Source organism: Thioalkalivibrio thiocyanodenitrificans ARhD 1, assembly GCF_000378965.1.
Classification (GTDB): Bacteria; Pseudomonadota; Gammaproteobacteria; order Ectothiorhodospirales; family Ectothiorhodospiraceae; genus Thioalkalivibrio_A; species Thioalkalivibrio_A thiocyanodenitrificans.
Map to the genome: position 1 here is coordinate 1,853,448 of NZ_KB900536.1, position 20,248 is coordinate 1,873,695.

The window sequence follows — 20,248 nt, forward strand, 5'->3', positions numbered from 1 at the left end:
ATCATGCCGGGAGGATATCCTTGATGTTGGCCAGCAGGTCCGCCTCCTGATAGGGCTTGCCCAGATAGCGGTTCACACCGATGTCCAGCGCCCGCTGGCGGTGTTTCTCACCTGTACGCGAGGTGATCATGATGATGGGCACGTTCTGCAGCCGGCTGTCGTTGCGCATATGGGTGGCCAGTTCGTAGCCATCCATACGCGGCATCTCGATATCGAGCAGCATGATGTCAGGCACATTGTCCTGTAACTGGGCGACGGCATCTAGGCCGTCCTTCGCGGTGATCACCCGATAGCGGTTGCGCTCCAGCATGCGCGCGGTGACCTTGCGGATGGTAATGGAGTCATCCACCACCATGACCGTGGGCATCGCCTCGCCGCTTTCCGGCTCGGGTGCCCGGTAGACGAGCTGCACGCCGGCACCGATGCGCACCAGCGCCGGCACGTCCAGAATCAGCACCACCCGGCCGTCGCCCAGGATGGTGGCGCCGGAGATACCGCGCACCTTGGCCACCTGCGGGCCCACGGACTTGACCACCACCTCGCGGCTGCCCATAAGCCCGTCCACATGCAGGGCAATACGGTGATCGCCCGAGCGCACCAGCAGCACCGGATACATCATTTCACCCGTGTGCAGGACAGGCTGCGAAACATCCAGCAGCACACCCAGGTGCTTCACCTCGTATGTGTTGCCGGCATAGTCGTAGACCGGATGTTCCTGCTTGTAGTAGGCGGCCAGATCCTCAGCTCGCAAGCGCACGATGCCCTCGATGCTGGACAGCGGCACCGCATAGATATCTTCTCCCACCTGAACCAGCAAGGCCTGATTGATGGCCAGCGTGAAGGGCAGCCGCACGGTAAACCGGGTGCCCTGCCCCTGCACGGACTCGATACTCAGGGTTCCGCCCAGCTGCTTGATCTCGCTGTTCACCACGTCCATACCCACGCCCCGGCCCGAGATCTGGCTGACCTCCCTGGCCGTCGAGAATCCGGACTCGAGGATGAACTGCATGACGTCCTCATCCGTGAGCAGGGCTTCATCGGCACCGATCAAGCCAAGGTTGTGCGCCTTCTCGCGCACCGCCTTCAGGTTGATACCCGCCCCATCGTCATTGACGCGGATCACCACTTCGGAACCCTCCCTGCTCACCTGCAGGTCGATCTGACCGGCCTCCGGCTTCCCGGCGACCTTGCGTTCGTCCACGGACTCGATGCCATGGGAAACCGCATTGCGCAGCATGTGCTCCAGAGGTGCCACCATGCGTTCCAGCACGGAACGATCCAGCTCACTGCCCTCACCGCTCACGGTCAGGTTCACGCGCTTGCCAAGCTCCGCCGCGGTCTGGCGCACCACACGGCGCAACCGGGGTGCCATATTGGAGAACTGCACCATGCGCGTGCGCATGAGGCCTTCCTGCAGATCGGTACTGACCCGCGACTGCTGCAGGAGGAGCGTTGCGGAGTCCCGCACCTGGTCGGAGAGGATCTCCTGGATACTCACGAGGTCGTTGATACTTTCGGCAAGTGCACGCGAGAGCTGCTGGATATTGGAATAGCGGTCCATCTCCAGCGGATCGAAATCGCCTTCGAGGCCCTGCTCCTCCTTTTCCTTCTCGTAACGGAACAGAATCTGCGCCTCGGTCTCAAGCTCCAGTTTGCGAAGCTGCTCCCTGAGTCGCATGACGGTCTGCGCGAGTTCGCCCAGGTTGAAACCGAAACCGGTAATCTGCTGCTCCAGGCGGGCGTGATAGATGTTCACCTCACCCGCGTAGTTCACCAGATTATCCAGCACCTCGGAACGTACCCTGACCAGCTCCTGAGCGGCCGTGACGTCCGCGGGTCTCGCATCGCGGGTCTCACGCGCGCCTTCGCGAGCCGCCGGACCCGCCACGGAATCGGGCAGCTCGGTCCCCTCCAGGCGCTCCCCGCCCCCGCCCAGGGATTCATCCACCGGCAGATCGGCCACGTCCAGGAGCGCCTGACCCGGATCGTCCTCGACAGGGGGTACGTCGTACGCGGGCGAATCCGCCTCAAGTTCCCCGTCACCCTCCGGAGACAGCGGGCCCGCTGGTGCCTCGCAGAACGAGGTGATCCGCTCGACCAGATCGGGTGCGGCCAGCACGGGCTCGCGACGCCGCGCCTGCTCGACCTGGCTGCTCAGGCGATCCAGGGCGACACCCACCGCCTCCAGCATCTCCTGCTCGGGGACCCGCCCGGTCTCCGAGATGTCGATCACCAGGCTTTCCAGGGCGTGACTCAGATCGCCGATATTGCGGAACCCGGCCATGCGGGCGCCGCCCTTGAGGGTATGGAGCTGACGCTGGAACTCCGTGATGATCTGTTCGTCCTCCGGGGCCTTCCGCCAGGACTCGAGCAGGTTGTCGGCGGCGTCCAGGATCTCCACCCCTTCCTCCAGGAAGATGTCCACCAACTCCATATCCTGCGCATTGGGCACATCCGGGGGAGGCACGTCCTCGGTGGCGGCCTGTTCCGTCATTGGAACGGTTTCCCCTGGTGCAGGAAACGCTTCTTCACTCACCGGGGAGACGTCGTCAGGCCCCGGGGGCGTCTCCGGACCGGCAGCGGTCTCATCGGATGACGGTTCCGGCCCTGGCGCCATCCGCGGCAGCGGCCGCATGGCATTCTCATGGCGCACGGCCTCGATACGGGCCAATTCCTCATCCAGCAGGGTCTGCATCTCTGTCGCCAGGCGCTCACCGGAAGGAAGACTGCCGGTGGCGTACCCCAGGGCACCCAGCACGTCGGTGACGTGGTCAATCATGGCACCGAACCGTGGAAGCACCTCCGGGGGTATGGCCAATCCCACGTCGGCACGGGCCTTCACATAACGTTCGCACGGGCCGCAGACTTCGGAGATCTCCGGCACTTCAGCGGTGCGTGCGGCACCATTGAGGGTGTGTATGGCGCGCAACAGGGCATCCGTGACGGGCAGCCCCTCATCGCCGTTCTGCCCCGCGGCGGCAAGCAACTCACGCAGCGCATCCAGATGCTGGCCGGTCTCATTGCGGAAGATCTCCAGCAACATCGGGTCCATACGCTCCGACGGCTCATCGCCAACCGTGGCGGCGATCTCCGGGGCATCATCGCTCCACCGGATGGAGGCATGCGATTCCGGGTCCTCGGTCCGATCGTCGCGCTCCGGCATCGGAGTGCCGGTTGCTTCCGAACTCAGCGCCGTGCCTTCATCCTGCAACCGGTCTTCACCGTCCGCGGCGCCTGCTTCATGCCCTTCGAGCACACGGGTGTCGAAGTCGTCCGAGATCACCGTATCGGTATCGTCCTCTGCCGGGAACGTGTCAGACCCCGCCAGCGCCCCGGCGCCTTCGGTATCGGCCTCGAAGGGTACGCCGGGGGAAAGCCCGGGATCTGCCGCGGAAACCGCATCCTCACCGCCCGGTTCGGAAACATCGCGAAACGACGATCGTAATTCAACGATTCCCGGAACCGGCTTCGCCAGGGTATCGTCATCACCGGATGGTGGCCCGGCATCGGTGGCATCGGCTGCCGTCGGATGACTCTCGGGCGACTGCGGTGCCGGCGAAGCGGCGGCCCGTTCCCCCCTGGCCAGCCCGTCTGCCCTGGACATGAGCCCGTACACCTGCTCATCGGCACCTTCGCCGCCGGCAATCTGTTCACGAAGTACGGGCAGGGTACGCAATGCGCCGTCGAGCACATGGTGGACTTCCGGAGAGGCCGGCACCGTCTGATCGATCACCCGGTTGAGCAGATTCTCCATGGACCAGGCGAATTCGCCCAGCAGCTGCGCGCCCACCAGCCGACCGCTGCCCTTGAGGGTATGGAAAGATCGACGCACCGTGGCCAGCGCGTCCTGATCCGCCGGATTGTTGCGCCACTGGGGCAGGAACTCGCGCACGCGCTCGATCTCCTCCTGGGCCTCCTCCAGGAAGATCTCCAGGATCTCTTCATCCATGTCGCCGGACATCACCGGATAACGCACCGGTTCGGCCTCAGGCTCCGGCGATGGCCCCGACTCCACCGGCGCGGGCTGCTCGACCGAAGCCCCCGTGTCCGATTCCAGCCCGGGGGCGGGTGCCTCGGCGAGCGATTCGCCGGCATGCGCCCCTTCCGGCTCCGGCGGCGTCAGGACCAGGGTATCGGCCTCATCGCGGGGCGGCTCGCCGGCAGCAGCGGCCGGCGCAGGTGCGGTATCCGCCTCCACGGACACCTGAGCCGGCACCAGCCGGGGCAGACACCGGCGAGCCGTGTCCAGCATGGGCCGGGGGTCGCCGCTGCCGTTGTCCAGGGTTTCCAGGTACAACTCGATGGCCGTCACTGCCTCGGCCAAGGCCTCCTGCTCGCCGATATCGGGAACGTGACCGCCCTCAAGTACCTGGCTCTCGACGTAGCGTCGCACGTCGCGCAATAGATCGGCCACTTCTTCCAGGGACAGCATCGCCAGCGCACCGGCGACGCGTGAAAGCATCTCGGCGACATCGTTCAGTTGACCCGGATTCTGTGGTTCCCCGATATAATCGAGGATGCCGCCCTTGGCCTTTGCGATATCCGCCAGGGCCTCGTGCAGAATGGTCGTAATGATTGTCCGGGACTCACCCTCGGTGAGCGCCCCCAGCGCACCGGGCAATAGATTCTCGCGCGCGGCAACAGGGCCCCGGGAAGCCACCAGCCCGTTGATGGATGTCTCCAGCATCAAGAGGCGCGAGGCCACGTCCATGAGCACGGTGTCATCGTGCTGCGACTGTCCGTCGACCATCTGTTCGATGATATCGGCCTCGCGGAGCGCCAGTTCCCGCGGCTCGCCCATACCCAGCATGGCCATGGTGTCGGCCATGCGGCGCAGGCTGTCCACCAGCGGCGCCAGACTTGCCACGTCCTGACTCTCGCTGTGCATGAACACGTCGAGCCCGTCCTTGACCTCTGCCAGATCCTCGCGAATGGCGCGGGATACAGTCTCCAGCAGCTGCTGATTCGGGCCCCGGATGTTCTCCAGGGCCTGCTCCAGATCGATGCCTTCGGGCAGCACTTCGTTGAGCCGGAAGGCACGCTTGACCGCCTGCACCTGCTCACCGCCGGGGCCGGACCGTCCCACGTAATAGATGAGATTCTTGAGGAGGTCGGAAGGCATCTGCCTCGCCATGGCGGACTCGCCTTCCTGTATCAGCACCCGGATCTGGCGGTCTACACGACCCAGCAACTGCTTGACGGTAACACTTGCCTCCAGCGCACCATCGGTCAGCGCTTCGACCATGGCACCGCTGATCCAGAACATCCGGCCCACGGAATCATCCCGGGCCGCGTGGCGCAGACCGGAGAGCACGTCCTGGATACGATCGAGGCTCGGCTTGATATCCTTGTGCCGGAAGAGGCCGAGCAGGCCAAGTTGATACGCATGGCGACTCCGGCGCGCCAAAGACTGAACGTCTTCGCCCCTTTCCTCGTTGGCCTCCTCCCCTTCTTCGAGGCCGGTGATGCCATCCATATCGGGGAAAAACAGCACGTTCTCCGACAGCAGGCTGGCGTTGCGCGTGGTACGAAGATCATTGAGCAGGGGAAGCAGGACGATCGGAATATCCCGGTGTCCCGTCTGAATGTGCTCCAGGTAATCGGGCAGCTGCAGAATCGCCCGCATCAGGATTTCATAGGCATCTTCGCGACTGGTGACGCCGCCTGCTCGCAGGGCGCGGACCAGATGCACCATCTCCTCGGCCAGCAGCGCCGCCCCGTGGAGTTCCACCATCTGCAGGGTACCCTGCACCTGATGGAGCCTGACCTCGGTGTCGACCAGCCTGTCCGACTGGGTATCATCCTCGATATAGCCTTCGAGCGCGGCCCGGGCCTCGTCCAGCAGGATATCCAGATCCTTCTTGACCCAATGCAGGGCGCTGTACTCGATGGTGTCATCCTGGCTCATGGCACACCTGGTTTCAGTGAGACGATGGACGGCTGATCAATGCTTCCCGGCAATCAGGCCACCTTGTGCGCGTCTTCGTTCTCGTTGCCCTGCGCTTCCTCGTCCATCTGGTCGATGATGACCGTCTCCAACTGCTCCGATTCGGGGAGTTTGAAGCCGGCCACCGACTTGCGCAGCTCGGTTGCCAGGTTGGTAAGGTTTCCGATGGACACCGCCGTTTCGTTGGTGCCGTCGGAGGTCTGCATGGTGATCTCCTGAATCACGTTCATGGTGTTGGACACGTTCTGGGCCACCGCCGCCTGCTGCCGGGCGGCGTGGGAGATGGTCGCGATCAGGTCGGCAAGCTGGTGGGACACACCTTCAATCTCGTTGAGGGCGTCGCCCGCATCGAGAGCCAGTTTCGCACCGTTCACCACGTTGGCCGTGGAGTGCTCCATGGAGATCACCGCCTCGTTGGTGTCGGCCTGAATGGTCTTCACCAGGGCCTCGATCTGCTTCGTGGCGTTGGCGGAGCGCTCGGCGAGTCGCTGCACTTCGTCCGCCACCACCGCGAAGCCGCGGCCCGCCTCGCCGGCGGCAGACGCCTGAATGGCGGCATTGAGCGCCAGGATATTGGTCTGATCCGCGATGTCGTTGATCAGGCCCACGATATCGCCGATCTCCTGGGACGATTCACCAAGACGCTTGATTCGCTTGGAGGTCTCCTGGATCTGTTCTCGAATGGTGTCCATGCCGTCGATGGTCTTGCGTACGGTGAGCGCACCCTTGCCGGCGATCTCCACCGACTTCTGGGCCACCTCCGCGGAGGTCTCCGCACTCCGTGACACCTTTTCGATGGTATCCGCCATGTCGGTAATGGACGATGACGCCGAGGCGATCTCGCGCGCCTGGTGGCTGGACGCATCGGCCAGGCGCAGGGCGGTGGACTGGGTCTTGACCGCGGCGGTCGACACCTGCATGGCGGTCTGGTTGATGGTGGTCACCAGGCTGCGCAGCGCATCGATGGCGTAGTTGACCGAGTCCGCGATGGCGCCGGTGATGTCCTCCGTCACGGTTGCGTGCACGGTGAGGTCACCTTCCGCCAGGTTGGTCATCTCGTCGAGCAGCTGCAGAATCGCCCTCTGGTTACGACGGTTCTGCTCCGTGGTGACCGCGAGCCGGCGGCGGGTATCCTGGTAAAGGATGTAACCCAGCAGCACGAGGGTTGCCAGGGACAGGGCACCGAACAGGTAACCCGCGAATACCCAGATATCCAGGCGCGAGCCGCTCGCCACCAGGGCGGATTCCAGCTCCGTGGTCACGGCGAGCATGTCGCCGGACAGGCCTTCCACCTGTGCGGCCGACTCCTTGATCTCGAACAACTGGGGCACGATCTCCAGGATGCCGCCCACGTTGTCCTGCACCATGCTGAACAGCATGGCCACCTCCCGCAACTGCGACAGGGCCTCCGGATCCTCCACCTGCTCGATTCCGCGGCCGGGGAGACCGCGCACCATGCCTTCCAGCATGATGCCGAACTCCACCGCGTCCCGGGCAAAGCTGTCGGCTGAACGGCCGGCCCCGATGCCGCCCTCGATGACCTGGGTGAGGTGGTTCTGCGCCCGCTGCGCAAGCATCATCTGACGGGTGGCATTGAACACCTGCCGGGGATCGGCGTTGGCGGCGGCGAGGCTTCGCGCCACCTCCTCGGACAGGGAAACGAGTTCAGGGATGGATTCGGTGATGATCTGGTTGTACTCAGCAACGTCGAGGACCGCATCCCGTCCCTCGGTAATGCTGTCGATACTCTCCCGGTAACTCGCCCATGCCCGCTCCACGCCGGCCAGCTGTTCAGCCACGTCTTCGGGCACCGCCGGCATGCCGGTGGCCGGGTCGCCGCGCTGCAACAGCGTCAGGGACTGTTCAAACTCGTCACGCAGGGCTGCCAACTGGGCAAATGCGGCATCGTTGCCGGCCGCCGATTCCAGGGCAAACGTCGCGATGCGCTGAGACGTCAGACGCTGCTCGGCGGCGATAGCAACCTGATCACGGTTGTGGCCCAACTGGATGGTGTAATAGAAGAACGCCACCACCGTCAGCACCATGAATAGAATGAGCAGACCCACCAGCATGGTGAAGGTCCGGTTGAACCCGAGCTTCAGCCCGCCGTCGCTTGAAGACCCCTTCATAGTCACACTCCCCGCACCTGCTTCGGTGAATTCGTCGTCGTGGTGGACATCGACCCTGTCCGGCAGGGCCCTTCTGTTCCTGTTACGCGAAGATTGCCCGTTTCACCGGGGCCGCACCTCATTATGATGTCGGTCAATCGCCTCAACTGGACACGTTCAGGAAAGCCTCGTCCCGGGCCAGACGCCACGGACTGAAGACCGCCAGGAGCTCATCATCGGACCGGAACGCACCCGTCAGGTAGGGTGCCAGTGCCTGATCGCGAACCGGCACCTCCATGTCCCGGTCATCCACCCAGAAATGCTTCATTCCCAGCACAGCCTCCACGACGAGACCCGCATACACGCCGTCACAGTTGACCACCAGCAACCGATGGCGGCGAGCGTCCCCGGACAGGTTGTCTCCGTAAAGAAACCCCTGCAGGTCCATGACGGGCAACAGGTTGCCGCGCATGTTGGCCATGCCGTAGGCCCAGGGTTTGACGCCGGGGATGCGCGTACAACGGGGCGGCGTCACGATCTCCGCCACCTCGTCCATCGGTGCAAGCAGCCGGTGGCCGCGCAATTCGAACAGCACACCCTTCCAGGCCTCCTTGTGCTCCACCTGCACCGGCAGGTGCCCGGCGAGCGCCATGCCCTTGCTGGCCAGGGACTGCAGATACCGGAAAGGGGACTGGGCGGTGGCGGCTGTCATCGGCGGGACGGACTCAGGATACCAGCGCCTTGACACGCTCCATCAGATCCCCTTCCCTGACCGGCTTGACGATGTAGTCCTTGGCGCCCTGGCGCATGGCCCAGACCTTGTCGGTTTCCTGGTCCTTCGTGGTCACCACGATCACGGGAATGGCCTTGGTGGCAGCGTCGTTGGCCAGCTGGCGCGTGGCCTGGAATCCATTGAGGCCGGGCATCACCACGTCCATCAGGACCAGATCCGGCTTCTGCTGCTTGGCGATGGAGATCCCTTCCTCACCACTGGAGGCGGTCAGCACGGCATAGCCGTTCTTCTCCAGCATGGCCTTGAGGACGTGGACCTCGGTGGGAGAATCATCAACTACCAGGATGCGCGTCATCGAACCTTCTCTCCGTCGTGTTGTAGTCCATTGCCTGCCTGGACCGTTGCGATCAGATCGCAGCCCGGCCCGATTCCGCGCTCGCCCGGTGGGCAGGCCTTTCAGTGTTGCTTCACATGCAACTTGATGGCGCCGAGCAGGTCATCACGGGTAAAGGGTTTGGTCAGATACTGCTCCGACCCCACGATACGTCCGCGCGCCTTGTCAAAGATGCTGTCCTTGCTGGACAACATGATTACCGGCGTCTGCTTGAACAGACGGTTGTGCTTGATCAGCGCACAGGTCTGGTAGCCGTCCAGCCGGGGCATCATGATGTCCACGAATATGATGTCGGGCTTGTGCTCGGCGATCTTGGCCAGGGCCTCGAAACCGTCCGTGGCGGTCACCACGTCGCAGCCCTGTTTCTTGAGCAGGGTCTCGGCAGTTCGGCGGATGGTCTTGCTGTCATCAATCACCATGACCTTGAGCCCGGCCAGTTCGACCTGGCCATCGACACTGCCCTGGATTTCTTCGCTCACAGCACCCCCAAGCATCCGTAAACTGTCGAAGTTTCGGGCCGAATTTACTCCATGACCTGGGTTTAATCAAACAGATAGCCAAGGCCCAAGGACAGTTACAGGCTCAATGTTAGGTGACTTCTAGGCGCTTCATGCGCCCATCGGTCAGGGGAAATGTGCCCTTCATCACACTCTGCATGCCACCAACGGTCGACCAGGTCATGCCGGCAGGCCGGGTCGGCCGGAATCCGCGGCTCCCTGATTGTGGTATGGCCACGGACTGCATTATCTTGAATCAGGGCGGGGGCACCGCTTGCCGCCCTGATGCCCGGCACAGTTCCGAGTTCCGCCAGCCTACCGGAGAAGCGCCCTTGCAGGCCACATCACGACACATCGGTGTCATCATGGATCCCATCGGATCCATCAATATCAAGAAGGATTCCACCTTCGCCATGCTGCTGGCCGCCCAGCGTCGGGGCTGGACGGTGTACTACATGGAACAGCACGATCTGTGGCTTGAGGATGGTCGTGTCCGGGCGGCTGCCCGCACCCTTGAATTGCGTGATGATCCGCTGGACTGGTACACCCTCGGCCAGGCGCAGGAACGGCCCCTGGGCTCCATCGAGGCGGTGCTCATGCGAAAGGATCCACCTTTCGATATGGAGTATGTGTACACCACCTACCTGCTGGAGCTGGCCATGCAGGAAGGCTGCCTGGTGGTGAATCGGCCGGACAGTCTGCGCGACGCCAACGAGAAACTGTTCACCGCATGGTTCCCCCGGTGCTGCCCCCCGACACTGGTCAGCCGGGACATCGCCCGCCTGCGCGGGTTTCTTGAGCGTCAGCAGGACATGGTGGTCAAACCGCTGGACGGCATGGGCGGCGCATCGGTCTTCCGTGTACGCAAGGGAGACCCGAACACCGGCGTCATCCTGGAGACGGTCACCGGGCACGGGCAACGCACGGTCATGGCGCAGCGCTTCCTGCCCGAGTATGTCGACGGCGACAAGCGCATCCTGCTCGTGGATGGCGAGCCCGCTCCGTACGCCCTGGCCCGAATCCCCGCAAGCGGCGAGGCCCGCGCCAACCTGGCCGCCGGCGGACGCGGCGAAGGCGTGGCGCTCACCGAACGCGACCGCTGGATCTGCGATCAGGTGGCACCGGCGCTCAGGGAACGCGGGCTCATGTTCGTGGGGCTGGACGTGATCGGCGACTACCTCACGGAAATCAATGTCACCAGCCCCACCTGCATTCGCGAGCTGGATGCCCTTTATGGACTGGACATCGGCGGCTGGCTCATGGATGCCATCGGCCGGCGCCTGGAGGCTGCCCGGTGAGTCGAAGCGGCTGGCTGATGCTGCTTCCGATCGCACTGCTGCTTTCCGCCTGCGAGCGACCCGAGATCCACACGCAACGGATCCTGGCCTTCGGTACGCTGGTGGAGGTCAGCATCTACAGTGCGGATGCCGAACTTGCGCGCACCGCCACGGAGGCCGTGCGCCAGGACCTTGAGCGCATGCATCGCGCCTGGCACCCGTGGGAGCCCGGCGCATTGGGGCGCACCAACGAGCAGCTGGCGACGCAGAATGAATTTTCCGTCGACCCGTCGATCCTGCCGCTGCTGGAACTCGGTCAGGCGCTGGAACGGCGAAGTGACGGGCTGTTCAACCCGGCCATGGGCGACCTCATCACCTTGTGGGGTTTCCACGGCGATGATCGCCCCGACGACCCGCCGCCCGCGGATGCACAGATCCGGCAGTGGCTGGAACGTGCGCCCTCCATGGCGCACATCGAACTTGACGGACTTCGCGCACGCGCCACCCGGCCCGGCCTGCGCCTGGACCTGGGCGGATTCGCGAAAGGCTACGGGGTGGATCGCGCCATGCAGCGGTTGAGGGATATGGGTATCGAGCACGCCATCATCAACGCCGGGGGCGACCTGCGGGCCATCGGCCAGCCGGGCAACCGGCCCTGGCGCATCGGCATTCGTCATCCGGACGGCGAGGGGATCATGGCTTCCCTCGAACTTCGGGGTGATGAGAGCGTCTATACATCCGGCGACTATGAGCGTTATTTCGTGTACGACGGCATCCGTTATCACCACATACTCGATCCGCGTACCGGCCAACCGGCCCGGGAGGCGCGGTCCGTGACCGTGCTGCACCATGACGGCGCCGAGGCCGATGCCGCCGCCACCGCCCTGTTCGTGGCCGGACCCGGGCGATTCGCCGAGATCGCCGCGGGCCTGGGTATCAGCAAGGCCATGCTGCTGGATCCGCAAGGCAATATGCACATGACACCGGACATGGCCGAACGCGTGCGTTTCGAAACGGATCCCGTCCCCTCGGTGCACAGGGTGGAGCTGCCCCGATGACACGCGGCGACGTCCTGGTGATCATGTTTGCGGCATTGCTGGCCGGGTGGTCCTTCACCGAGTTCTGGGGTGTACAGGGGCCGGGCGCCACGGAGGTACGGATCATCTCCGGAAACGAGGAATTCGCCCGGCTGCCGCTTGCCCGGGACACCCGCATCGACGTCCCGGGACCCGCCGGCATCACCCGGGTGGAGATCGCCGACGGTGCCGCCCGATGCGCCCGCTCCCCGGGCAGCGCGGGCATCTGCCAGCGCGCCGGCTGGCTGCGCGAGACCGGCGACATGGCGGTGAGCCTGCCAAATCGCGTGCTGATCGAGATCCTGGGTGAAGGGGATAAACAATTCGACAGCATCAACCACTGATGAAGGTGGCAGGGGCAAGTCCCCCGAAGCGGCCCCCACTTGCACCCTGTCTCTTGTATCTTGTCCCTGATGCGCTTATCAACCACCCGTGAAGACCACCTGATCGCCTGGCTGGCGGCACTGGCCGTTGCCATCCACGTGCTGGAATCGGCACTGCCCAGCCCCCTGCCGGGCGTCAAGCCGGGTCTCGCAAACGTAATCACCGTAGTGGCCCTGATGATGTACGGCTGGCGCGTGGCGGCCTGGATCAGCGTGCTGCGTGTCATCGCAGGCAGCCTGTTGACGGGCACGTTCCTGAGCCCCACCTTCCTGCTCAGCATCAGCGGCGCCCTGGCAAGCCTGGCGGTGCTGCTGGCCGCCCACGCCCTGACCGGGCCCCGGCTGAGCGCCATCGGCCTGTGCGTACTCGCGGCCATGGCCCACATGCTGGGGCAGTTTCTGATCGCCTACACGCTGATCATCCCCCATCCGGCCCTGTTGAAGCTTCTGCCGATCCTGCTGACGGCCGCCCTGCTGTTCGGTGTGGCCACTGGTACAATGGCCAACCGGATCTACCGACTGCCTCCGGCAACATCCTCATGAGCGCAGCCCCGTCCGTCCATACCATCACTTCCGGCGACCGGCTGGGCCTCACCCTGTTCCTGGCAGCCGTGATTCACGGCATCGTGATCCTGGGCGTCGGCTTCGGCATCCACCTGGGTTCCGGCGAGCGCACGCCGCCCATGATCGATGTGGTGCTGGTACAAACCGAATCACCCACCCCGCCCGAGGAGACCGAGCGCATCGCCCAGGCGGATCAGCAGGCCAGCGGCCAGGCGGAGGAGCCCGACCGGCCCAGCGCGCCGATGACGGCGCCCCTGCCGCTGCCCACCGACGGGCAGGCCCGGGAACAGGCCACTCCCACGGCGCCCGAACCGGCCCCGGCGGAGGATATCCCGGTGCTCGCCGTTGAAGACGCGGACACGCCGGCACCTGAACCGGAACCCGTGGAGGAGGCCCCGCGTCTGGACGTGCCCAGCGCTGACCGGCTCGTCGAGCGCAGCCTCGAGATGGCGCGGCTCAGCTCCGAGATCAGGGAACGTACGCAGCGCTACGCCGAACGCCCCCGCATCCATTACGTGGATGCCCTGAGCGCCCGCAGTGCCGTGGAGGCCAGCTACATCGAGTCGTGGGTACGCAAGGTGGAGCGGGTGGGTAATCTGAACTATCCGGACGACGCCCGCCGGCGGCGACTGGACGGCTCGCTCATCCTGAACGTGCTGCTGGATCGAGAGGGGCGCGTACTCACCGTGGAAGTGGCCTCCAGTTCCGGGCACCAGATCCTGGATGACGCTGCCCGGCGCATCGTGGAGCTGTCCAGCCCGTTTGCCCCCTTTCCCGAAGAGATGCGCAAACGCTACGATCAGCTGATGATCACGCGCACCTGGGTGTTCCAGGGAGAGGCCCGCATGCGCACCCGATTCTGAGATGGAAATATCACGTCACCGTCCGGGCTTGCGATGATCCGGGTCCGCGCCCGATACTCCCGTATACCGCACCACGCATTCAACCCATGACCGCCAACAACAACTTCACAAGCCAGTTCCTCATCGCCATGCCCGGCCTGCAGGATCCGAATTTCTTTCATTCGGTCACCTATATCTGTGAACACAGTGACGAAGGGGCCATGGGCATCGTGATCAACCAGCCGTCGGACCTGACCCTGCGTACCGTGCTCGAGCACATGCAGATCGAGGCGGACGATACCTGTGCGCAGATCCCCGTATACAACGGCGGCCCTGTGCAGCCGGACCGCGGTTTCGTGCTGCATCCGCCCGGCGGCTCATGGTCGTCGTCGGTGCAGGTGGCGGACACCGTGGCCGTGACCACCTCACGGGATATTCTCGAGGCCATGGCGCGCCATGAAGGGCCGGAACGCTGCCTGGTGGCCCTGGGCTACGCCGGCTGGGGCGCGGGACAACTGGAGCAGGAGATCGCCGGCAACGCCTGGCTCACCACATCCGCGGACCCGGATATCCTTTTTACACTGCCCGCCCCGGACCGCTGGCAAGCAGCGGCCACCCGGCTCGGTATCGACCTCTCGCTGATGAGCGGTGATGCGGGACATGCGTAAGGACAGTGGCAAGTCTCAAGTGGCAAGTGGCAAGGGGTTGACCGCGCTCGGGATCGATTTCGGGCAGCGGCGGATCGGGATGGCGGTGGGCAGCGCGGACAGCGGCGGCGGCACACCGCTGGGCACGGTGGCCAACCGGGGCAATGAGCCGGACTGGAATGCACTGGACCGGCTGGTGCGCGAATGGCGGCCCGGGGTCTTCGTGGTGGGCAAACCCTTCAATCTGGACGGCAGCGATCACGGACTTGAACCCCTGATCGAGCGCTTCTGCGAGCGGCTTTCCGATCGGTATGCACTGCCCGTGGTACGGGTGGACGAACGACTGAGCTCCATGGAGGCTGCGGAGCGCCTGCGCGAGGCCCGCCAGAGCGGGCGGCGGGGTCGCCGGGTACGCAAGGAAGACATCGACGCCATCTCGGCCGTGATCCTGCTGGAGAACTGGCTCTCGGACGGCTGACAGTCCGCCCCGCATCATCCACCCGTACCGGCCGTCCGGAAGCACGTTGGATCCGTGGCAGCCGAACGGTGAACGATGCATGGGCATGTAGTGCACCCCCGCCACCCATCCTGTAACATTCTGCGGGCCGGAAAACACCCGAACGCAAGGGAGCGCGCCAAAGCCGCCAACCGCGCGGGGGACACGACATGAGCGAAGACATCCAGGCTGTGCTGGACCGCATGGCCGAGGCACTCAAGCAGCGCCTGAGCGCCCGGGGCACCCCGGACCCGGTGATGATCGGTATTCATACCGGCGGCGTATGGGTGGCCCAGGCCCTGCATCGGCGGCTGGGCCTCTCCCAGCCCCTCGGAGTGCTGGATATCTCCTTCTATCGGGACGACTTCAGCCGCATCGGCATGCACCCCCAGGTCAAGCCGTCGAGCCTGCCCTTCTCCGTGGACGACCGGCATATCGTGCTGGTGGACGACGTGCTGTTCACCGGACGCACCATCCGCGCCGCCCTCAACGAGATCTTCGACTTCGGTCGCCCGGCCTCCGTGACGCTGGCCGTGCTGGTGGAACGCGACGGGCGGGAACTGCCCATGGAGGCGCAGGTGGTGGGCCAGCATCTCAGCCTGCGCCCGGACCAGCAGGTGAAGCTGCGCGGGCCCGACCCGCTCCGGCTGGAGATCGTCAACCTGAAGGGCCAGCCGTGAGCAGCTCGATTCAGACGTCCCCGCTTATTCCGGCACCGGGCCCCCTGCCTGCAAGTCTGCAGTTCACTGACGAGGGCCGACTGCGGCATCTGCTCACCATCGAGGGGCTCTCGCACGCACTGATCACCGAGATTCTGGACACGGCGGAATCCTTCGCCAGCATGAATGCCAAGTCCGTGAAGAAGGTGCCGCTGCTGCGCGGCAAGACCGTGGTGAACCTGTTCTTCGAGGCCAGCACACGCACCCGGACCACCTTCGAACTGGCCGCGAAGCGCCTTTCCGCGGACGTGCTCAACATAAACATCTCCACCTCGGCCACGGTCAAGGGCGAGAGCCTGCTGGACACCCTGCGCAACCTGGAAGCCATGTACGTGGACATGTTCGTGGTGCGCCACCAGGCGAGTGGAGCGGCCCACTTCATCGCCCGTCACGTGGCGTCGCACGTGGCGGTACTCAACGCCGGCGACGGGCGCCATGCCCACCCCACCCAGGCCCTGCTGGACATGTTCACCATCCGCCGTCACAAGGGCGACTTCAGCGCCCTTCGCGTGGCCATTGTGGGCGATATCCTTCACTCCCGGGTGGCCCGTTCCCAGATCCACGCCCTGAACATCCTCAACACCGGAGAGATCCGAGTGATCGCGCCCCAGTCACTGCTGCCCGCCCATGTGGAATCGCTCGGCGTACACGTCTACAACGATATCCGCACGGGCCTGCGGGACGTGGACGTGGTCATCATGCTGCGTCTGCAACGCGAACGCATGGAGGCGGGCCTGCTGCCCTCGGAACACGAGTTCTTCCAGCTCTACGGACTCACCCAGGAACGCCTCTCCCTGGCCAATCCGGGCTGCCTGGTCATGCATCCGGGCCCTGCGAACCGGGGCGTGGAGATCGACTCCCGCGTCGCCGACGGACCCCAGTCGGTGATCCTTGAACAGGTCACCTACGGCATTGCCGTGCGCATGGCGGTCATGTCCATGATCATGGGCGGAGGCCTGACGCAGTGAAGCTGCTCATCGAGAACGGCCGCCTGGTGGACCCGGCCCAGGGTCTGGACCGTGTCGCAAGCATCTATATCCAGAGGGACGCGGTGGTGGCCCTGGACGAGGCGCCCGATGGCTTCGAACCCCAGCGACGCATCGATGCCGCCGGACGCCTGGTCATCCCCGGGGTGGTCGATCTGGCAGCGCGCCTGCGCGAACCCGGGCAGGAGCACAAGGCCACCATCGCCTCGGAGACCCGGGCCGCTTCGAGTGCAGGCATCACCACCCTGTGCTGCCCGCCGGATACCAACCCGCCCGTGGATTCTCCGGCGGAAGTGGAACTCATCACCCGGCGTGCCAAACAGGCCTGCGGCGTACGCGTCCATGCACTGGGTGCACTGACCGCCGGGCTCGGGGGCGACCAGCTCTCGGAGATGGCTGCCCTCAAGCGCGCAGGGGTACTGGGGGTCAGCCAGGCGCTCAAACCCATGACCAGCCACCTGCTGCTGCGCCGGGCCATGGAGTACGCCGCCAGCCATGAACTGACCGTGTTCCTGCATCCCATCGACTGGTCGCTCAATGCCCATGGCTGCGTGCACGAAGGGCCCGTAGGCACCCGTCTGGGTCTGCCCGGCATCCCGGAGGCAGCGGAAACCGCGGCGCTCGGCATGATCCTGGCGCTCACCGAACAGACCGGCGTGCGGGTGCATCTGTGCCGCCTGTCGACGGCCCGGGCCGCACACCTGGTGGCGCGCGCACGCGCCGACGGACTGCCGGTGAGCGCCGACGTGGCGGCCCACCAGCTGTTCCTCACGGACATGGACGTGGCCGACTTCAACACCCTGTGCCATGTGATGCCCCCGCTTCGCAGCCAGCGTGACCGGGACGGTTTGCGCCAGGCGGTGGCCGACGGGGCGGTCTCGGTCATCTGCTCGGATCATCAGCCCCACGAGGCGGACACCAAGCTCGCACCTTTCCCGGACACCCAGCCCGGCATCTCGGCACTCGAAACCCTGGTGCCCCTGACACTGCGCCTGGTGGAAGAAGGAGTGCTGAACCTCACCGAGGCGGTGCGCTGCCTGACGGCGAGTCCCGCGGCGATCCTGGGCCTGCCGGTGGGTACCCTGGCACCGGGCCACCGGGCCGACATCTGCATCCTGGACATGGATGCGGACTACGCTCCGGAGCCGGGCAACTGGGTCAGCCAGGGACGCAACAGCCCGTTCTTCGGATGGACGTTCCGGGGCCGCATCACCCACACCCTGGTGGCGGGACGGGTCATCTACGAACATGCACAGGGTTGAAGGCGTCTTTTTGCCGCAGAGACACGGAACGAAGCCATGAACAAGCCCCATCGCGGCACCATTTTTGTCGAGGACGCGAATATCCTCGCCCACGACGCCTTCGCAGGTGAGCAGTACATCCTGCGCGTGCATGCGCCCCGCTGTGCGCAGAGCGCCGAACCCGGCAGCTTTGCCCACATCCAGTGCGATCCCCTGCTGCCCTTGCGCCGGCCGTTGTCCATCATGCGCTCGGACCCCCGGGCGGGCTGGGTGGAGTTTCTCTACAAGGCGGTGGGGGAAGGTACCCGCCTGCTGGCGCGCAGAGCCGTGGGCGAGACCCTCAGCATCATGGGTCCCATCGGCAAACCGTTCCAGCCCCATGGCGATCGGCCTCTGGCACTGCTGCTTGGCGGCGGTGTCGGCATCCCGCCCATGGTGTTTCTCGCCTCGATGCTGCGTGCAAACCCGGCGTATCAACCGGTGGTGTTCATGGGTTCCGAGGCACCATTTCCGTTCAGGACACGGCCATCCGGGATCATGCTGCCGGGGATGCCCGATGGCGTGATCGCCACCATGCCCCTGCTCGAGGACTGGGGTGTCCCCTGCCGGCTCACCAGCCTGTCGGGCTTCTCCGGCTGTCATGAGGGTTACGTCACCGACCTGGCCAGGCTGTGGCTGGACGCGCTGGAAGGACCCGCAAGACACCGGGTCGAGATCTTCGCCTGCGGCCCCCACCCGATGCTGGAGGCGTGCGCTCGGCTGGCGGTGGAGTATCACCTCCCCTGTCAGGTTTCACTGGAGGAATTCATGGCCTGCGCCGTGGGCGGTTGCGCCGGATGCGTGGTGGAAGTCAGGACGGATCAGGGTCCCGCCATGAAGCGGGTATGCGTGGACGGGCCGGTGTTTGACGCGAAGACAGTGTTTTGAAGTGGGAAGTGTGAATTGGGAACTCGGAAATGGAATAACTTGACTTCTCACTTCTCACTTCTCACTTCCCACTTCTCACTTCCCACTTCCCACTTCATCTCCCCCTTCCCAATTCACACTTTGCACCTCATTCGTCCTTGTCAAGGCCGCTCTCCGACAGCGGCTTGAGATCATCGAAGTGGGTGGCGGGAGGGCGGGCGCTTTCCGCCGGGGGCGGGGTGACGACGTCGCTGGGCATCTGCAGGGAATCGTCGGCCTCCTTGGTGGCCTTCACGCCGCCGCCAAAGTGGATACGCCATTCCAGATCCCCACGGGAATCGGCCTTGGCAAGCGCCTCCTGCAGGCTGATCGTACCCGCCTTGTGCAGCTCGAACAGGGACTGGTCGAAGGTATGCATGCCTACAGAGGCGCCCTTTCCGATGATCTCCTTGATCCCGCTGACCTCGCCCTTGCGGATCAGTTCGGAGATGTAGGGCGTGTTGAGCAGTACTTCGGTGGCGGGCAGGCGGGTGCCGTCCTTGGTGGTCACCAGCCGCTGGCACATGATGCCCTTGATGTTGAGAGACAGATCCATGAGGATCTGCCGCCGGGAATCCGGCGGGAAGAAGTTGATGATGCGGTCCAGGGCCTGATTGGCGTTGACCGCATGAATGGTGGAGAGCACGAGGTGGCCGGTATCGGCGTAGCTGAGCGCGGCCTCCATGGTTTTCAGGTCCCGGATTTCTCCGATCATGATCACGTCCGGCGCTTCGCGCATGGCCTCGCGCAGGGCGTTCTCGTAGGACATGGTGTCGAGCCCCACCTCCCGCTGCCCGACGATGGACTTGCGGTGGGTGAATGAATACTCGATCGGATCCTCCACCGTGAGGATGTGACCGTAGGTCTGCGCGTTTCGGTAGTCGATCATGGACGCCAGCGAGGTGGATTTACCCGAGCCGGTGGAGCCCGCCACGATCACAAGGCCATTCTTGCCCAGCACCAGATCCTTGAGCACAACAGGCAGATGGAGCTGCTCGATCGTGGGGACGTCCGACTTGATGTAACGGATCACCATAGAGACTTCGCCGCGCTGCATGTAGATGTTCACGCGAAAGCGCCCCAACTCCTCCACGGAGATGCCGATGTTCATTTCCCGGGTGCGCTCGAACTCCTCGATCTTGCGTTCATCCAGCAGTTCATAGGCTATGTCCCTGACCGCTCCCGGCGCAAGCGGCTGGCGGCTCATGGGCCGCATCTCGCCCTCGACCTTCACACTGGCCGGCGCGCCCACCGTGAAGAACAGGTCCGACGCCTCCTTCTTCACCATCAGTTTGAGATAGGGCTCGATTTGCATAAAGGCAGTCTCAAGTGGCAAGTCTCAAGTGGCAAGGGTTCCCTCCCCAACCCTTCCCCTCATGGGGGAGAGCCGGGT

General features: G+C 64.7%; 17 protein-coding genes. 11 read left to right on the top strand and 6 right to left on the bottom strand.

What is annotated here, in order from left to right:
* Position 1 precedes the first annotated feature (1 nt).
* From THITHI_RS0108725 to THITHI_RS0108745, 5 genes are all read right to left on the bottom strand, one after another.
* Positions 2–5,908: an Hpt domain-containing protein gene (locus THITHI_RS0108725; protein ID WP_018232703.1), complete on the bottom strand. Its 5,907-nt coding sequence runs from the start codon at positions 5,906–5,908 to the stop codon at positions 2–4.
* Positions 5,909–5,961: 53 nt separating this feature from the next.
* The gene (locus THITHI_RS0108730; RefSeq protein WP_018232704.1) at positions 5,962–8,076 is read right to left on the bottom strand and encodes a methyl-accepting chemotaxis protein; all 2,115 of its coding nucleotides are present in this window, start codon (positions 8,074–8,076) and stop codon (positions 5,962–5,964) included.
* A gap of 142 nt (positions 8,077–8,218) precedes the next feature.
* Positions 8,219–8,767 (bottom strand): chemotaxis protein CheW, encoded by a 549-nt coding sequence (locus THITHI_RS0108735; protein ID WP_018232705.1) that lies wholly within the window; start codon positions 8,765–8,767, stop codon positions 8,219–8,221.
* 13 nt (positions 8,768–8,780) lie between these two features.
* Positions 8,781–9,143 (bottom strand): response regulator, encoded by a 363-nt coding sequence (locus THITHI_RS0108740; RefSeq protein WP_018232706.1) that lies wholly within the window; start codon positions 9,141–9,143, stop codon positions 8,781–8,783.
* A gap of 101 nt (positions 9,144–9,244) precedes the next feature.
* Positions 9,245–9,601: a response regulator gene (locus THITHI_RS0108745; RefSeq protein ID WP_198005637.1), complete on the bottom strand. Its 357-nt coding sequence runs from the start codon at positions 9,599–9,601 to the stop codon at positions 9,245–9,247.
* Positions 9,602–10,011: 410 nt separating this feature from the next.
* Here THITHI_RS0108745 and gshB point away from each other — a divergent pair, with 410 nt between their 5' ends.
* The 11 genes from gshB to THITHI_RS0108800 all read left to right on the top strand — a co-directional run bounded on the left by gshB (position 10,012) and on the right by THITHI_RS0108800 (position 18,837).
* Complete coding sequence (gene gshB, locus THITHI_RS0108750; RefSeq protein WP_018232708.1) at positions 10,012–10,977, top strand: glutathione synthase; 966 nt, start codon at positions 10,012–10,014, stop codon at positions 10,975–10,977.
* Positions 10,978–10,994: 17 nt separating this feature from the next.
* Positions 10,995–12,014 carry an FAD:protein FMN transferase gene (locus tag THITHI_RS0108755; RefSeq protein ID WP_018232709.1) on the top strand — a complete coding sequence of 340 codons (1,020 nt, stop codon included), beginning with the start codon at positions 10,995–10,997 and terminating at the stop codon, positions 12,012–12,014.
* A complete protein-coding gene (locus tag THITHI_RS0108760; RefSeq protein WP_018232710.1) occupies positions 12,011–12,376 on the top strand; it encodes a NusG domain II-containing protein in 366 nt (121 codons plus the stop codon). Before THITHI_RS0108755 ends, THITHI_RS0108760 begins: the two co-directional genes overlap by 4 nt.
* Positions 12,377–12,445: 69 nt before the next feature.
* A complete protein-coding gene (locus tag THITHI_RS0108765) occupies positions 12,446–12,958 on the top strand; it encodes a Gx transporter family protein (RefSeq protein WP_018232711.1) in 513 nt (170 codons plus the stop codon).
* Positions 12,955–13,842, top strand: a complete 888-nt coding sequence (locus tag THITHI_RS0108770; protein ID WP_018232712.1) for an energy transducer TonB — start codon at positions 12,955–12,957, stop codon at positions 13,840–13,842. Before THITHI_RS0108765 ends, THITHI_RS0108770 begins: the two co-directional genes overlap by 4 nt.
* Before the next feature lie 86 nt (positions 13,843–13,928).
* Positions 13,929–14,489 (top strand): YqgE/AlgH family protein, encoded by a 561-nt coding sequence (locus THITHI_RS0108775; RefSeq protein WP_018232713.1) that lies wholly within the window; start codon positions 13,929–13,931, stop codon positions 14,487–14,489.
* A complete protein-coding gene (gene ruvX, locus THITHI_RS0108780) occupies positions 14,482–14,946 on the top strand; it encodes a Holliday junction resolvase RuvX (RefSeq protein ID WP_051079987.1) in 465 nt (154 codons plus the stop codon). The genes THITHI_RS0108775 and ruvX overlap by 8 nt, the downstream gene beginning before the upstream one ends.
* Before the next feature lie 188 nt (positions 14,947–15,134).
* Entirely contained in the window at positions 15,135–15,644 is a 510-nt protein-coding gene (gene pyrR / locus THITHI_RS0108785; RefSeq protein ID WP_018232715.1) for a bifunctional pyr operon transcriptional regulator/uracil phosphoribosyltransferase PyrR, read from the top strand.
* Positions 15,641–16,651 (top strand): aspartate carbamoyltransferase catalytic subunit, encoded by a 1,011-nt coding sequence (locus tag THITHI_RS0108790; RefSeq protein ID WP_018232716.1) that lies wholly within the window; start codon positions 15,641–15,643, stop codon positions 16,649–16,651. Before pyrR ends, THITHI_RS0108790 begins: the two co-directional genes overlap by 4 nt.
* Positions 16,648–17,931, top strand: a complete 1,284-nt coding sequence (locus THITHI_RS0108795) for a dihydroorotase (protein ID WP_018232717.1) — start codon at positions 16,648–16,650, stop codon at positions 17,929–17,931. Before THITHI_RS0108790 ends, THITHI_RS0108795 begins: the two co-directional genes overlap by 4 nt.
* 36 nt (positions 17,932–17,967) lie before the next feature.
* Positions 17,968–18,837 carry a dihydroorotate dehydrogenase electron transfer subunit gene (locus THITHI_RS0108800; RefSeq protein WP_018232718.1) on the top strand — a complete coding sequence of 290 codons (870 nt, stop codon included), beginning with the start codon at positions 17,968–17,970 and terminating at the stop codon, positions 18,835–18,837.
* A 127-nt stretch (positions 18,838–18,964) separates the two neighbouring features.
* On the opposite strand, the gene THITHI_RS0108805 is transcribed toward THITHI_RS0108800, so the two are convergent.
* Positions 18,965–20,170: a PilT/PilU family type 4a pilus ATPase gene (locus THITHI_RS0108805; protein WP_018232719.1), complete on the bottom strand. Its 1,206-nt coding sequence runs from the start codon at positions 20,168–20,170 to the stop codon at positions 18,965–18,967.
* Positions 20,171–20,248 lie beyond the last annotated feature (78 nt).